Genomic DNA, 15386 nt, shown 5'->3' on the forward strand with positions numbered 1-15386 from the left:
TTCTGATCCAGGGGAATTTAATCTAATAACAAATATTAGCCACCAGCAACGGCGGGAAGAATTGTGATGGCATCACCCGCTTTAACCCCCGTCGTTAATCCATCACCAAAACGGATGTCATCGTCATTCACATAAACGTTAATAAAACCATGAACCTCACCTCCACTGGTTAATCGGTCTTTAATTCCTGGAAAATCAATGTCTAGGTTATCAATAATGTCTTGTACCGTTTCACCTGACGTAGTGACTGTTTTCTGATCATTAGTAAGCGCACGTAAAATAGTTGGTATATGAATAGATACTGACATGTTTTCCTCACTGTATAATTTTAATTGTTTCTTCAACTGCGCGTCCCTGCACGTATCGATAACTGCGTAGTTCTAAATAGGTGTCGGGGGCCGTTGAAATAATGACATGATGGGTGTTGGCTGCTTGAGCAAAGGCCAAATCCTCTCGACTTGGGTATGCGCGAGAAGTAGTATGAGAGTGATAAAACACTATCGCCTCCTGATGTTTCCTGTCCATCTCTCGCCACACTTTCAATTGTTCTGTCGAATCAAACTGAAAGTAAGTTGATGACTTGGCGATGTTTACCATAGGCTGGAAAGTTTCAACGTGATCACTGCCTAAATCACCGATCAATATGCCACACGCTTCGATGGGATGATCGTTAGTCGCATGTTTTACCATGGCATCGACCAAACCTTGTGGTAATACCAACATCACACTCTCCTAGTATGTCGCCTGATCAAATTCAATCACATGAATCCAATTTAAAATCCCGCCTTCAAGATTATGGAGGTCTTCAAAACCGTGCTCTTGCAGCGCCAGTAATGCGTTCCGAGAACGACCTCCCATTTTGCAATACACGACAACAGGCCGCTGACGATCGAGTTGGTCGATTCCTCGTCCACTGAGAATGTCACGTTGTGGAATTCCGATAGCGCCTTCAATATTGCAGATTTCTCGCTCACCCGGCTCGCGTACATCCACTAACTGAATAGAAGCATCTAAATTTAAACGCTGCTTAAGCTCGGCAGGGGTTAAGGTCGGTACAACGGCATCCGAGATCTGGGCTTTTAGTCCACAGAGCACCTGATAATCAGCGAGTTGAGTAATTGGGGTTCGGTTAGGCGCGCGGCGAAGTGGCAGAGTGCGATAAGTCATATCAAGAGCATCGTATACCATTAACCGCCCCAACAAACTGGTGCCCGCCCCTGTGATCAATTTGATCGCTTCTGTCGCCATAATGGAACCCATTGCCGCACACAATACCCCTAGCACCCCCCCTTCAGAGCACGATGGCGCATGTTCTGGTGGTGGTGGTGATGGATACAAATCCCGATAATTGAGTCCCACCCCTTCAGGGGTGCTTTCCCAGAAAACTGACGCCTGTCCCTCAAAACGGAAAATAGATCCCCAAACATAAGGCTTGTTAGCAAGCACACAGGCATCGTTAACTAAGTAGCGTGTTGAAAAATTATCGGTACCATCAAGCACAAGATCATAGTCACTGATAATCGCTAATGCGTTCTCTGGATCAAGCCGTAACTGGTGACAGATAACCTCGGTAAAACGGTTAATTTCAAGGATTGACTGGCGGGCACTTTCTGCTTTATTAACACCCACATCTGACTGGCCATGGATGATCTGACGCTGAAGATTCGACTCATCGACTTCATCAAAGTCAACAATTCCTAGTGTGCCGACACCCGCGGCTGCCAGATACAACAACGCAGGCGAGCCTAAACCACCGGCCCCAATCACCAACACCTTGGCATTTTTTAGTCGACACTGACCAACGTAACCAATATCAGGTAGTAGTAAGTGGCGGCTATATCGTTCCTTCTCTTCTCGGGTCAAACTCGAAGCAGGTTCCACAATCGGTGGTAATTTCATCGCTATCCCTCGGCCATTTAATCGACTCCGACAGTATCGTCGGATTATCAATGTAGAGGGGTCATTAAAAAGGAGGGGGGAGATAAAAAATATAAAATGGCGAGCCAATTTATATCAAATTCAGAACAATGACAGATATTGTTCTGCATTTGATATTCAGTTGTTCGGCATATTATATCCGTAAATATCACACCCCCTATAGTGACGCAGTGGAAGTAGTGGAATTTAGCCAAGTCACCTTAACAATAAAAATAATTAAGGGTCTTGCGATTTGATATAAGGATTTATAATGAAACAACACCGTTATTTTTGGGTTGCACTGCTCCCTCTATTTACCCATGCCCAAGTAATAAAAACACCAACAGAAACGATCGATCTAGATTCAGAAGCTGCCGTGCAACAGACCGAAACACTCGTCATAGAAGCGAGATACTGGCCAGCTGGCAATCAAGACATTCCGGCCAATATTACAGCAATCCCTACCGATGTATTGACGACACCAGCGCTGCAAGGAATCGAGCGCCTCAGTCAATACATCTCGAATACCACGGTTGAAGTATCTAGTGTCCAGCCACGGGTCGTCATGCGAGGACAAGCATCAATTGATGGCGGACTGACAAGCCCTGTCGGATATATGCTTGATGATATTTCGCTCCCTCTCGGGATCCGTCAAGCTCCAAGCTTTATCAATACAGAGGCGGTTGAAATCATAAAAGGGCCACAAGGCAGTTACTATGGCCGCAATAGTGAAGCGGGGATCATCAAAGTCAGCAGCATAGCGCCTACTGACGCACTCTCCGGCTGGGGAAAATACAGCCATATTCAAACCGATGGCGGCAACAGACACGCACCGGGACATCAATTTGAGATTGGTATAACGGGTGGAACCGACGATCTGGCCGCCTCACTGGCTATCAACTACCTTGATGCTGACAGCCCCTACTACAACCAATTCCGTCGTTCAAATAACGAAAACCAACAAGAGCATTTCCACCTTCAAGGCGGGCTCACTTTTTATCCCAGTGATATCACTGAAGTACAACTTCGTAGTCACTGGCAAGACCGTGATAGTGGCAGAGCCACAATGCGCTACCTGACCGGACCTCTCTCGACCGATCAATTTTCGGTTAACCATAATACCCTAACCGATGAACAGAAAACGACGGCAGTAAATTCATTGCGCATTGATCATGATTTCACTAATAGCACCTTAACCACTATTACAGGCTATACCCATTACACTCAAGCGTTTATTCTCGATGCAGATACCAGCCCCGTGTTATTACCCGCCACATATTCTGACCTAAAAGACAGGATGCTCTCTCAAGAGTTTCGCTTAGCTGGTCATACTGAAAATGACAATCGATGGGCAATAGGTAGCTATTTTTACCAGCAAGATACCGACATGAATTTTAAGATGGGATTCAGTGACCTACGCCGGATAACCCATAATGATCAATGGGGTGCGGCGCTCTTTGGCCACATTCAGTACCCCATTAATTCCAGTTGGTCTATCACTGCGGGGTTACGGGCTGAACATACGCAACAAAATGGACACCAGACCGGGGTTGGAACACAAGTATTCAACCAAACACTCAGTAACACTGAATGGTTACCCAGCCTGATTATCGATTATACCGTCTCTTCACAACAACAAGTCTATCTTGGCTGGTCGACGGGTTACCTACCCGGCGGGTTCAATTATACATCAACCTCTTCTACTGACACATTCAGTTATCAGGCCGAGCATACGGATGCGTTTGAACTTGGCCACCGTGGAAATTGGCTGAGTAATCAACTCCACACTGAGTTGACATTTTTCTACAATCAAATCACTGACAAACAAATGATTGATATCTTGCCAGGCATGGCACAAAAAATCAGTAATACCGCTGAAGCCGATATTCATGGCCTAGAGGTCTCTGCCAACTTAACCATGACAAGCGATTGGTCACTGCTCACCACTTGGGGGTATCAAAAAGGGAAAATCAGCCAAGCCCATCAACCAATGGGGTTCACAATAACAGGGAATAATCTGCCCTACTCACCAGACTACACCTGGTCACTGGGGATCAATTATACACCTGACCATCCATTCAGTGCGCTTCTGGCTATCAGAGGGAGTGACAGCTATTTCTTTGATAGTCGGAACACCCTCAAACAAGACAAGTATGAACTGATTGATTTTACAGCCAAATATGATTTAACGCCGCTCACGGTGACGTTCGCAGTCAGTAACCTCTTTGAGGCGGAAATCTATAGCCGAGCTGTCACAACGCCAGCCGGTATTATCGTTGAAGATACCCTACCGCGCACTTTTTCGATAACGGCAAACTACCGGTGGTAAACGACATGAAGCATTCTCTCGTTGGCTCTCCCGCACAACATCACTTATTCAGCACGCTCCTTGGGCCTATACACTGGCATTTACTGGAATTTGCCTTTGAGCACCAGTTGTTCGATCAGCTACATTCACGATCTACCGCTACTGATATCGCTCGGCAGCGGAGCTGGTGCCCTGAACGCTTGGCATTATTACTTAACGCCTATGTCGCATTGGGGGTTCTGACGAAGCAACAAGGCAATAATCAACAGCCATACTATCAAATTGCTACCGGATATCCCCCATACTTACTCAGTGGTTCTAAGCACTACCTTGGCACGACCCTGTGTCATCTGGCTAAGGTAAAAGCTTGCTCATCAGCACGGCTGACCGAATTAATCGCACGTTCCGAACATCCCGTGTCAGACAGCACAAAACAGCGTTTAGATGCAGATACTAATGCCATCACTCACAATAAAAAAAGCACCGAAGGGGAAACCTGCAACATGCGAGATGGTCATTTTTGGCAACATGCGATTACGGGCCTGCTAGCATTTCATCAAAGTACCCGTAATCCCATATTGCTACCGCTCCTTAGCCAGCATCCAGACTGGCGTGATGGTCTGTGCATTCTTGACGTGGGGGCAGGATCACTCCAACTCGCCGAGAATATCTTAGTAAACCACCCCAACACTCAGTTGACCTTGTTTGATCTGCCTGCATGCTGTGATCATTTACGCCAGCAGCTTGTACACTCCCCTCACCTAAATAAATCGGTAACCCTACGCGCCGGCGACATGAATCATGATGACTTTGGCTGCCCCTATCACCTAATACTGGCTTCTATGTCGCTCTATTTTTCCGCCGATCTTCAGCAATGTATCAACAGGCTTTGGCAATCCCTAGCTCCCGGCGGCCTCTTCGTCAGTTTTCATGAAGCATTGGATTCAAGTCGCACTCAACCCGCATTTCATATTTTGGGGCGACTTCCTGCTGAACTTGCAAACGGGCCGCTCTCTCTGGAGCAAGGTCAAGTGGAGGCGGCATTAACCGCCAATGATCCAATCAGCATAACCTCTGAACAAATTTCAACCCCATTTGGTGATATGACATTAATTATTGCCAAAAAACCTGACTAACTAACAAAATAGGAGAAGTGAGATGTCGTTGAATATGGATTTTCTACGTCAATCGGTCATCGGTGAACATTGGCCAATTGAAACCCCATTTGGCATAAAACCCTTAGTTTATGCCGATCACACGGCATCAGGACGCAGCTTGAATTTCATCGAGCAATTTATTCAAAGCAAGGTCATGCCCTTCTATGGCAATACGCATACAGAAACCTCATTAACTGGTCGGCAAACGACTTTCTTGCGAGAACAAAGTCGCCGCATCATTCGTCATGCACTGAATGCATCACCTGAACACCATATTATCTTTACAGGTTCAGGTGCAACCAGTGCCATTAATCGATTCATTCATATGCTGGACTTACCGCGCTATGACCAATATAAGCCGGTGATATTCATTGGTGGATATGAACACCATTCAAATGATCTTCCTTGGCGAGAGGCAAATGTCGAACTGATCAGAATCCCGCTTTCTGATAATGGAACACTTGATCTTACCTTTCTCCGTAAACAATTAATCCACCACCAACGAGCACCGCTTCTCGTGGGCTCATTCTCGGCCGCCTCTAACGTTACGGGCATCAAAACCGATATCGCCGCCACTACCTCGCTACTGAAAGAGTTTGGTGCATTAGCTTGCTGGGATTTTGCTGCAGCGGCCCCTTATATGGCGGTTGACGTACAGGCGATCCCAATGGACGCCGTCTTCATTTCTCCCCATAAATTCCTCGGAGGCCCTGGTACACCTGGGCTGCTTGTGATTCATGATGACTGCTTTGATCAACGTTTACCAGGCTTAAATGGTGGGGGAACCGTCTCTTATGTCAACGAATATATTCATAATTATGTTGATAATATCGAGCGGCGTGAAGAGGGAGGCACTCCTGCCATCATTGAATCTATCCGTGCCGGTTTAGTGTTTAAAATCCAACAAAATATCGGATTGGATTATATTGAAAAACGCGAAAAAGAACTCGTCAAACTAGCCTTTGACCATTGGCACCCACTCACAAACGTTACTTTACTGGGAAACCAGTCGGTCGATAGACTCGCCATTTTTTCATTCAACATTGACAACCTACATTACGGAATAGTCGTGGCAATGCTCAATGATTTATTTGGCATTCAAGCCCGAGGAGGCTGTTCATGTGCCGGTCCTTATGCACATGAATTACTCGATATATCTCAAGATGACAGTAAACAAATACAACAAAAGATTGCCCAAGGGGATGGGCTCGCTAAGCCGGGTTGGGTGAGGCTAAATTTACATTACCTACTCGATCAACCGTCTGTGGACTATATTCTTGGTGCCGTGTCACTTATTGCTCACTACGGGCACCTACTGGCTCCCCATTACCATTACCATAATGACAAAGGGGTCTGGCTTTATCAGCACCACCAACCACAGCTAGCTGTGTCACTAGATCACTTAGATACATTTTTACAACACGATGCGATTCAACCTGAGTCACTGAATGCTGCAATGGATTCAGCCAAGCAAATATTCTATCACCTAAAAGAGCAGCTACCGATAGCGCTCGCTTAACCACACAACAGAGCCTTCGGACCGTGATCTCATTATATTAGACCTAAAAGACATAGTATCACTGGCAGCAGTTTCACCATGACTGCCGCCAGTTTGCGTTTTATCAATATCTATATTCAAACTACGTTAAAGATGGTGAATGGGCTCGATTTTGATGATAATCCACCAGATATTGCGGCTATCCGGCAAAATACCTATCGGCTAAAAAATGCCATTAACCAATACCCCGGCGATGCCCCTCATGATCTATTACGACAGTTACTTGGCAGTTTTGGTGAAGATAGCCACATTTTACCGCATTTTTTATGTGAGTTTGGCAAAACGATTCATATCGGCGATCACACCTTCATTAATATGGGGGTGACAATGCTCAATAATGCAGAAATCCATATTGGCAGCAATGTGCTCATCGGCCCTAATGCCCAATTCTATACTCCGACCCACCCTCTGGACTACCAAAGCCGTCGCCACTGGGAGACCTTCTGTAAACCCATTGTCGTTGAGGACGATGTCTGGGTCGGTGGCCATACAGTAATCTGTCAAGGCGTACCCATTGGGGCTCGATCGGTTGTGACAGCAAACAGCACCGTGACGCGTGATGCGCCCCCAGATACCTTAGCCGCGGGTTCACCAGCTAGGATAATTCGTTCACTCGCAACGGAATAATCTATAGTTAAGCTATGGCTTTTTATATTAAGGGATTAAATGGCAACGGGCTTGTTTCTATTTCAAAACGATCTGCGTCTGCATGACAACCCCGCGTTAAAACTAGCGGCGTCAGAAATGGATAACCTTATCTGTGTGTATTGCCTACCCTATGACCGAGCAAACCGGTACCCGTATGGGATCACCCGGCTCGGGCCACATCGGTTACAATTTCTGCTACAATCGCTCGACAACCTTGCAGAGCAACTTGAACAACACCGACAACATCTGCATGTCCTGCTTGAACACCCGCTCAATATTTTACCCACACTGATCACCAAGCATAATATCAGTGCAATATATAGCAATGAACAAACCGGTACTTATGAGCAACGGAATTGGCAAACGCTTAAGGGCCGCTACCCTTATATCCAATTTTTCAGCGTCGCCAGCCAAACCCTGTTTGACCGCACCGAATTGCCTTTTCACATTACTCAACTTCCTGATTCCTTTGCTCATTTCAACGCTCAAGTAGAAGGGCTCTGCATCACCCCTCCAGTTTCTGAAATTTGCGCACTTCCACCAGCACCTTCAAGCTCTCGCCCCTTTGATATATTAGGCCCTCTTATCAATCAGCAAACTAGCCACTTATTTTCAGGAGGGGAACAGGCGGGATTAAAACAATTGCTTAATTATCAATTAGCTTTCGACCCAAGTGACGATAAAGCGAGTTACAATCAACTTGATGACTTGAGCATCTCTAGCCATATGTCACCATGGCTGGCACTGGGGTGCGTATCACCCAAAACAATGTTATCAACACTCAATACTGCACAACCCGTTAATGGCACCGCCGATCATCCGGCTGATAGCCCTCTCTTATTGATTGAAAGCATGAAAAAAGCATTACTCATCCGCGAATACCGCCATTGGTCTGCCCATTATCTTGGTCCGACACTATTTGCATTCAAGGGAATTAAATCTCATGGTCCCCATACCGCCTTCTATCCAGAACGATTTCGTCGCTGGTGTGAAGGAAATACCCCTTTCCCTCTGGTAAATGCCTTGATGAATCAGCTACGGCAAACGGGCTATCTTTCTCATTGTGGACGACAAATAGTTGCCTCCTGCCTAGTCAACGAGCTCAGTGTCGATTGGCGTTATGGCGCTAGTTTCTTTGAAGAACACCTAATTGATTACGATGTCGCCGTAAATTGGGGAAATTGGCAGTGTATTGCTGGTGTGGGGACAGAACCGGCCGATCCTCAGCCCTTTAATATCGAGCAGCAAACCGCACGTTATGATCCTGATGGACAATTTATCCGTAAATGGGGGGGAGATAACCACGATGGTAATCTCGACTCCGTGGATGCCGCTGACTGGCCAATTTGGTAGCCAACAACAACAGCACCCCATTGAGACTCAAAAAATCACGCTATCAAAGTGACCTAGCGAACAATAGACGCCCGATATTGATTGGGCGTCACACCCATATACTTTTTAAATACTTTGCAAAAATAGCTTACGTCAGAAAAGCCGGCTTCATCAGCAATAATACTCAGAGTATAAGTAGAGTTGTGTAATCGCCACCGCGTATGAGTCAACCGCATGGCGGTCCAATAGTCACTGACAGTACAGGAAAACTCGGCCTGAAAAAGCCGGTCTAGCTGACGACGGCATAAGCCCAGCTCCTCAACTAACTCTGTCACTGATTTTTTTCCTGATAAATGCTGGCGCATTAGCCCAATAGCCCGTCCAACATGACGATTCGTACCATGCACCGCCTGTGTTTCATCATTCAGTGATTTCAGATGATGCTGCTGACAACGGGCTTCATCAACCAGCATATCTGCGAGTCCTTTCAACGCCTTATTTCGGCCACAATGACGAGCCAACAACGCAACCGCTAATTCAATCGCAGCGGTTCCCCCCGCACAGCTGATCCGCTTACCATCAAGGCAAAACAACTGATCAGGCTGAACCCTAATTGTCGGAAAAGCGGTTTCAAACTCACGCACATGCCGCCAATGCACAGCGACCTGACGTTGCTCCATCAACCCGGCAGCTGCAAATAAAAAACTGGCATTATCCACACTGACTAGCGTCAAGCCTTTCGCTGCCGCTCGACGTAATAGTGGTTTATACTGCTCAGCTAATGATATACACGCCTGTGCGCTACGCCCACCAAACACCACCAAGTAGTCGTAGTGTTCAATACTCACCTCATCAAACTGAAAGGGTATCTCTATCGACACCCCGCTGCTAGAGACCAATTGACCCGCTGATAATCCAACGATTTTCCACTGGCAATATTTTTGCTGGCTATAGTCTTCTTCATCAGCAGAGAAGCGTAATTTATCAAGGAAACCACCAAAAGGCAGCATGTTGAACTCAGGAAGCGGTAAGAGTAAAAAACGCACATCTGCACCTGATGTGCACATGGGGGTAGGCTCGATTGTCGGCGAAGTATTTGTATAGCACATGGTAAATTTTAGAAAAACAGACGCGGAACATGTCTAAATAATACCTTACTTATACCAAATAATACCCCGTTAATTAATACTTTAATCAGTATACTTGCTCCGCATACTGTTCGTTTTGTTCAAGGAATTTTTATGACGTTAGAGACTTGGCTTCTCTATCTCATTGCAGTCACTGGCCTCGCCTTTGCTCCTGGTCCCAATGGCCTATTGGCCCTTAGCCACGGTGCGATTTACGGCCGAAAAAAAGTACTGGCTACCATTTTTGGAGGTGTAGCAGGATTTATCCTCATTATTGCCCTGTCTATGTTTGGTATCGGCTCATTAATGATGGCTTCATCGCATGTTCTTACCGTATTTAAATGGCTAGGTGGTGCGTACTTAATTTATCTTGGTATTCAAATGTGGCGTTCACCGGGCTTCCAATTAGGTCACGTCGATAATAATCACGATAAAGGTAATCTTGCACGTTTTCGCCAAGGCGGTTTAGCGGCAATTTCAAACCCGAAGGTGTTACTCTTTTTTGGCGCTTTCTTACCACAATTTATGAACTCAGAACAGCCGATATTGATCCAATTTATCATCATGGCAACAACGTTTGCCGTGGTGGAATTCAGTGTTGAATACCTTGTCGCCTGTGTCGCCCATCAGTTGCGACCATGGCTGGAAAAAAGCGGCCAGCGCTTTAATCGTGGCTGCGGTACTGTTTTTGCCTTACTTGGTGCAAGTCTTCCATTAAGTCAATAACATAACAACACGGAATCCCCCTTTGTGCGGAGCAGCTATACGGAACCCATGGAACAGGAACACGCTGTTCCGCACATCCCTTCTCACCTTCTTCCATTCATCAGCTTACTGCTTCTTTCCCATCCTGACTAAACGACATTATCGTCGACCTTGCTTCCAAATTTATTCTTATACCCCATACCGAGATACCAAAACCTGAGAAAACAGGACATCCATTACATTATTCGTGACGCAATAATAAATGTCGCTATGCCAAGATACTGACCAACATCTCACTAATAATTACAATATGATCAAGAGGCTAAGAATGAAACTGACCCATCTAGCAACGGCACTTTCAGGGCTCCTTCTCTCAGTAGTGGTACAAGCAGGAGAGAGCCCTAATCTCATCAGCAACCCCGGCTTTGAAGATAAAGGACTCGGCTGGTCTTACTGGTTCGCCAACATTCGTAGTGATGACGCGCACGAAGGCACCTACCGTGGCCGTATTGCTATCGGTGCCGACCACCATATCAGCCAAGTCATTACAATTCCTGAAACAGGGTATTATGATCTCACCGCCTTCATCCAAAGTGATAAAAAAAGTGGCCAATTTGGCCTTAAAAACCTAGCTGGGGATATACTCGTATCAGAAAAACTGGGTAAGAATAAGTACTATACCCAAAATAAAATTAAACATATCGCCCTAGAAAAAGGAGAAATACTATCAGTATTCTTCTCGGGTTCAGATGGCAGTGCCATCAGCATCGATCAGGTTGAACTGATCAAATCAAAACGAAATAAGTCCCCTAAATTCAATCAAATCATTCAGTTTAATGTCAATGAACAGTCCGGTTTAACCGCCATTAACCGTGATAAGAAGAAAATCTCACTTACTATTCCTTACGGTACAGACATTACTCGCCTAACTGTCGATAACCTGCTTGCCTCTCCCAATAGCCGGACCAGTATCAGAACCGGAGACATTGTCGACTTCAGTAAGCCCGTTCACGCCTATGTCATCAACACTAAAGGCAAAGCAGAAAAATGGCAGATAACCGCTACTGTGAATGCCAAAGAAGTCACTATATCTTCGTCTAATCCGAACCTCGAAACATCGTTTAACTGGGCGATGGCCAAGACTAAACAGTTTGTCATGACGGGTAAAAATGGCCTCATCAACCGTGATGAACGCAACAACGATGGCAGTGGGCGCGCTGATTATATTCCGTCTTACTGGGCTGGGTATTTTGACCGTACCGCCTTCTATTCACGTGACTTCTTACATCAAGCCAGTGGTGCTGGTTTAGCAGGGTTAACCCCTGAGAACTTCTCGATGTTCAAAACCTTTGCCCGGCATTCAACTGAATCACGTAAATGGTACACCTTATGGGCAGTTAACTTTGATGGCACCCCACATACCATTGATTACCACCACGACGAGTATTTTGTCCGTGAAGTACCCGCTCAGTTTGAATTTATTGAAAAAGCGTATGAGCAATATCGCTGGACGGGAGACCGTCGTTATATCGAGGACAAGGATCTTTGGACGTTTTATACCAAGGTACTGACCGATTATATTGCGCTGCATGATGATCAAGAACCCAACCATATTGCCGAAGGTTATGGCGGGATCTTTGAAGGTTCAGCAACATATAACGAGCGTGGTGAATTCCCAATAGAAGCAGGTGACGGTATTGGATCGCAGTATCAGGCTACTGTCGCCTATGCCGCCATGCTTAAAGCTCGGGGAGAAGCCAGCCTCGCTTTTGAGTGGGCCGAAAAAGCCGATAACCTGAAACGCTTCTTCAACGAAGACTGGAGTATCAAAGAGACTAACCAGCCATTGGCCAACTACGTCAACATCATCCAAAAAGACGGACTACGCTTGAATGATTTTGGCAAAGAAAACAGTTGGTTCATGCCAATGAAACTGATCACAGAACCAGGTGTTCGCAACGACAACTACCTTGATTTTATTGCTGAAAATTTGGGGGATGGCATCGGCTCAACGCCTGAAGCACCACACAACATTGAGGCCTATACCTATATTCCTGAAACCTACTTCCCGTATAACCGTAACGAGGAAGCCTGGAAATGGATGAATTACCTCATCAACAAGAAAGATCTCCCCCATGAGCGTCCAACACAAGGCACCAACGGGGATTACCCTGAGATCTCGTTTACCTTCATCTCCAATACCATTGAAGGCTTAATGGGAATAGTACCTGATGCTGCAGATAATAAAGTGATCACCGCATCACACCTACCTGCTGATATCGAATGGCTTGAAGTCGAGCATCTTCCGATGGGAGAGCACGAGCTCAACATCCGACATGATGGCCTTAATCGTACAGCGCTAACAAACCGCTCAGAGCACGAACTCGAATGGGAAGCTCATTTCTATGGCAGTCATACAGAAATCACAATAAACGGTGAAACCATCACTGCACTGCAAAAAAACGTAAATGGGGTGACGGTTAGCTATGCCACAGTAACTGTACCCGCTAACACGTCAGTGATCGCCAGCCTTCACTCCCACTAACAAATTGTGACACTAGCTCCACCTTTGCAGGCACCCCATAATGGTGCCTGCCTTTTTCTCCTTTCGTTAATCCTGCACACAGAGTTCACTCTAAACCCTGCATATTGAAATAGCTAAGATATACTTATACCCAGTTAGTCAAGCAAACAGGAGATAACGTGTATTCACTCTTATCCTCACAAACTAGACGATATTTAACTCCGTTTGTGACACGAAAGACCCTCTTTACAGTTATCTGTAGCTTGATCATCACTGGTTGCAGCACAAACTCGGATATCCAGAGGCGAACTGGCGAGTACAGTTTTTTTGACTCTACCCAGAGCTTCATTTCCATGAACGATATCCGACGCAATGGTGCCGTGGTCGATAAAGGGATCTTCTACCCCAAAAACACGTACTCCTTCACATATCGTTACTGCGCCAACAGCGAGCAGGATGCAGCCAGAGACATTGCTGACTATCAAATACTCGCCCAGCGGGTGTGTGATGCAAATGCTGGCCAGCTCACCCTGCAGGACAGCGGAACATGGTGTGTCACTGGGGCAAATACTCTTGAGGAAACCCCTATTTTCTCTGCGCGTATTTCCAGTACCGAACTGTGGGCGGATCTCTGCCTCGATGGCCCTTTTGTGACGTTAAGAGTGATCGAAAATACCACCGCACCAACAGGTGAATGGTTTGAAGCCGCCGAAATCTTAGGGTATGACCCCTATAGTCCACAGCGACAAGTTGTTCTCGCCAGCGTGATCAATAGTCCTCTGTATCAACCATCTAGCAACATAAATACGAATAGCAAGTGGAGTGAAGAAAGCCAATACATCTATTCCAATATTGGTACTACCGTTTGCCTGTATGATCAAACAGACAAGACCACTATCGGTTACACCTATCGGGGGCAAGTTTACAGTGTAAACAATGGCATGGTGAAAGTACTGGCAAGAGAGAAAATCAAAGGTGATATCCGGGTTGCACCCGCTTGGGAACCAGTAAAATGGCATAAAGAAGCCTATATCACCGCAGCGGCCAATTCATGGTTTGTCTGTTCATCATAACGTGTCCCTGAGCGCCAGAAACAAAAAAGCTAGCCGATTTGGCTAGCTTTAATGACGTAATAAGCCATCACTCGACAGGCAATGGCATATACACGTATTACGACACCTGTGAACAAAGAGGTCGATGAAGTGGCATCGGATAGACCCGCTTAATCATCGGTTTTTTCTTCTTGTTCAGCATAATGTGACAGCCTTCCATCACTAAGCCAAAGGCCATAGCAAAGTAGACGTAACCCTTGTTGACATGAATAGCAAAGCCTTCCGCCATCAGCAGGCCACCAAGTAACACCAAGAACAGCAGTGCTAAGGTTTTTAGGCCTGGATAACGCATAACTGCATCATTGATTTTCTCTGCACACAATACCATCACTACCGCAGAAGCCAATATCGCTGCAACCATGACTGGCACTTCATCAGTCAAGCCAACCGCAGTGATCACCGAGTCCATAGAGAACACCGCATCTACCGCAACAATCTGCAATAGCACCAGTGCAATACCAGTACGTACCTTGCTGGCGTGGGTATCTTCAGTGTGTGTCAGCCATAACCACAATTCTTTCGCACTTTTGGCTAACAAGAAACCACCACCAGCGATCATGATCAGATCTCGGCCTGTAAAGCTATAACCCACCATATTAAGTAATGGCTCGGTTAACGACATCACCCAGCTGATCGAGAAAACCAAAACAATACGCGCCATTACCGCCAAGCCAATACCCAGATTTCGGGCAAGCTTACGCTGATGCTCTGGAAGACGTTCACACAAGACAGAAATGAACACGATATTGTCGACACCCAGAACAACTTCAAGGGCAAACAAGGTAGCAAAGATAACCCAGGTTTCGGGTTGCATGAATAAATCAATCATGACAGTTGCTCCGTGGATACAGAGCAGGAAGAAAAGGACATTGTCATTCGACTATAGGGGTCGTCCATTAAACTATTAACCTCATTTTGCTTAGGAGGGATGAGTTAATCACCCGCGATGAGTTTGGGCAATCGAGAGTGTGTAACCAAATGTGTCGTACAAAAATAAT

General features: G+C 46.0%; 13 protein-coding genes. 8 read left to right on the top strand and 5 right to left on the bottom strand.

Annotated features, from left to right (window positions below; translation table 11 throughout):
- Positions 1–35 precede the first annotated feature (35 nt).
- From L4D12_RS08595 to moeB, 3 genes are read right to left on the bottom strand one after another with little or no spacing between them, the layout of a single operon-like run.
- A complete protein-coding gene (locus L4D12_RS08595) occupies positions 36–308 on the bottom strand; it encodes a MoaD/ThiS family protein (RefSeq protein ID WP_428447413.1) in 273 nt (90 codons plus the stop codon).
- 7 nt (positions 309–315) lie between these two features.
- Positions 316–723, bottom strand: coding sequence for a M67 family metallopeptidase (locus L4D12_RS08600; protein ID WP_428447414.1), 408 nt, complete (start codon positions 721–723; stop codon positions 316–318).
- A gap of 9 nt (positions 724–732) precedes the next feature.
- Positions 733–1899 (bottom strand): molybdopterin-synthase adenylyltransferase MoeB, encoded by a 1167-nt coding sequence (gene moeB / locus L4D12_RS08605; RefSeq protein WP_428447415.1) that lies wholly within the window; start codon positions 1897–1899, stop codon positions 733–735.
- A 289-nt stretch (positions 1900–2188) separates the two neighbouring features.
- On the opposite strand from moeB, the gene L4D12_RS08610 reads away from it, so the two are divergent.
- The 5 genes from L4D12_RS08610 to L4D12_RS08630 all read left to right on the top strand — a co-directional run bounded on the left by L4D12_RS08610 (position 2189) and on the right by L4D12_RS08630 (position 8941).
- The gene (locus tag L4D12_RS08610; RefSeq protein WP_428447416.1) at positions 2189–4246 is read left to right on the top strand and encodes a TonB-dependent receptor; all 2058 of its coding nucleotides are present in this window, start codon (positions 2189–2191) and stop codon (positions 4244–4246) included.
- A gap of 5 nt (positions 4247–4251) precedes the next feature.
- A complete protein-coding gene (locus L4D12_RS08615) occupies positions 4252–5361 on the top strand; it encodes a methyltransferase (protein ID WP_428447417.1) in 1110 nt (369 codons plus the stop codon).
- Positions 5362–5383: 22 nt separating this feature from the next.
- Positions 5384–6901 carry an aminotransferase class V-fold PLP-dependent enzyme gene (locus L4D12_RS08620; RefSeq protein WP_428447418.1) on the top strand — a complete coding sequence of 506 codons (1518 nt, stop codon included), beginning with the start codon at positions 5384–5386 and terminating at the stop codon, positions 6899–6901.
- A 78-nt stretch (positions 6902–6979) separates the two neighbouring features.
- On the top strand, positions 6980–7567 hold the full coding sequence (locus L4D12_RS08625; RefSeq protein WP_428447419.1) for a sugar O-acetyltransferase: 588 nt from the start codon (positions 6980–6982) through the stop codon (positions 7565–7567).
- Between the two features lie 39 nt (positions 7568–7606).
- Positions 7607–8941 (top strand): DASH family cryptochrome, encoded by a 1335-nt coding sequence (locus L4D12_RS08630; protein ID WP_428447420.1) that lies wholly within the window; start codon positions 7607–7609, stop codon positions 8939–8941.
- A 53-nt stretch (positions 8942–8994) separates the two neighbouring features.
- Here the strand turns inward: L4D12_RS08630 and L4D12_RS08635 are convergent, their stop codons facing one another.
- The gene (locus L4D12_RS08635; protein WP_428447421.1) at positions 8995–9966 is read right to left on the bottom strand and encodes a GlxA family transcriptional regulator; all 972 of its coding nucleotides are present in this window, start codon (positions 9964–9966) and stop codon (positions 8995–8997) included.
- 195 nt (positions 9967–10161) lie between these two features.
- Between L4D12_RS08635 and L4D12_RS08640 the strand changes: the two genes are divergently transcribed.
- The 3 genes from L4D12_RS08640 (at position 10162) to L4D12_RS08650 (ending at position 14349) form a co-directional block, all read left to right on the top strand.
- On the top strand, positions 10162–10773 hold the full coding sequence (locus L4D12_RS08640; RefSeq protein ID WP_428447422.1) for a LysE family translocator: 612 nt from the start codon (positions 10162–10164) through the stop codon (positions 10771–10773).
- A gap of 307 nt (positions 10774–11080) precedes the next feature.
- On the top strand, positions 11081–13297 hold the full coding sequence (locus L4D12_RS08645) for a glucosidase family protein (protein ID WP_428447423.1): 2217 nt from the start codon (positions 11081–11083) through the stop codon (positions 13295–13297).
- Between the two features lie 332 nt (positions 13298–13629).
- A complete protein-coding gene (locus L4D12_RS08650; RefSeq protein ID WP_428447424.1) occupies positions 13630–14349 on the top strand; it encodes a hypothetical protein in 720 nt (239 codons plus the stop codon).
- Between the two features lie 97 nt (positions 14350–14446).
- On the opposite strand, the gene L4D12_RS08655 is transcribed toward L4D12_RS08650, so the two are convergent.
- Positions 14447–15217 (bottom strand): TerC family protein, encoded by a 771-nt coding sequence (locus L4D12_RS08655; protein ID WP_428447425.1) that lies wholly within the window; start codon positions 15215–15217, stop codon positions 14447–14449.
- Between the last annotated feature and the right edge of the window lie 169 nt (positions 15218–15386).

Source organism: Photobacterium nomapromontoriensis, from assembly GCF_050336815.1.
Classification (GTDB): domain Bacteria; phylum Pseudomonadota; class Gammaproteobacteria; order Enterobacterales; family Vibrionaceae; genus Photobacterium; species Photobacterium nomapromontoriensis.

Excerpts from the sequence above, each read along its gene's own strand:
- L4D12_RS08655 (WP_428447425.1), bottom strand. The coding sequence starts at position 15,217 with ATGATTGATTTATTCATGCAACCCGAAACCTGGGTTATCTTTGCTACC.
- L4D12_RS08595 (WP_428447413.1), bottom strand. The coding sequence starts at position 308 with ATGTCAGTATCTATTCATATACCAACTATTTTACGTGCGCTTACTAAT.
- L4D12_RS08650 (WP_428447424.1), top strand. The coding sequence starts at position 13,630 with ATGAACGATATCCGACGCAATGGTGCCGTGGTCGATAAAGGGATCTTC.
- L4D12_RS08600 (WP_428447414.1), bottom strand. The coding sequence starts at position 723 with ATGTTGGTATTACCACAAGGTTTGGTCGATGCCATGGTAAAACATGCG.
- L4D12_RS08625 (WP_428447419.1), top strand. The coding sequence starts at position 6,980 with ATGACTGCCGCCAGTTTGCGTTTTATCAATATCTATATTCAAACTACG.
- L4D12_RS08640 (WP_428447422.1), top strand. The coding sequence starts at position 10,162 with ATGACGTTAGAGACTTGGCTTCTCTATCTCATTGCAGTCACTGGCCTC.
- L4D12_RS08630 (WP_428447420.1), top strand. The coding sequence starts at position 7,607 with ATGGCAACGGGCTTGTTTCTATTTCAAAACGATCTGCGTCTGCATGAC.
- L4D12_RS08610 (WP_428447416.1), top strand. The coding sequence starts at position 2,189 with ATGAAACAACACCGTTATTTTTGGGTTGCACTGCTCCCTCTATTTACC.
- L4D12_RS08645 (WP_428447423.1), top strand. The coding sequence starts at position 11,081 with ATGAAACTGACCCATCTAGCAACGGCACTTTCAGGGCTCCTTCTCTCA.
- L4D12_RS08615 (WP_428447417.1), top strand. The coding sequence starts at position 4,252 with ATGAAGCATTCTCTCGTTGGCTCTCCCGCACAACATCACTTATTCAGC.
- L4D12_RS08620 (WP_428447418.1), top strand. The coding sequence starts at position 5,384 with ATGTCGTTGAATATGGATTTTCTACGTCAATCGGTCATCGGTGAACAT.
- moeB (WP_428447415.1), bottom strand. The coding sequence starts at position 1,899 with ATGAAATTACCACCGATTGTGGAACCTGCTTCGAGTTTGACCCGAGAA.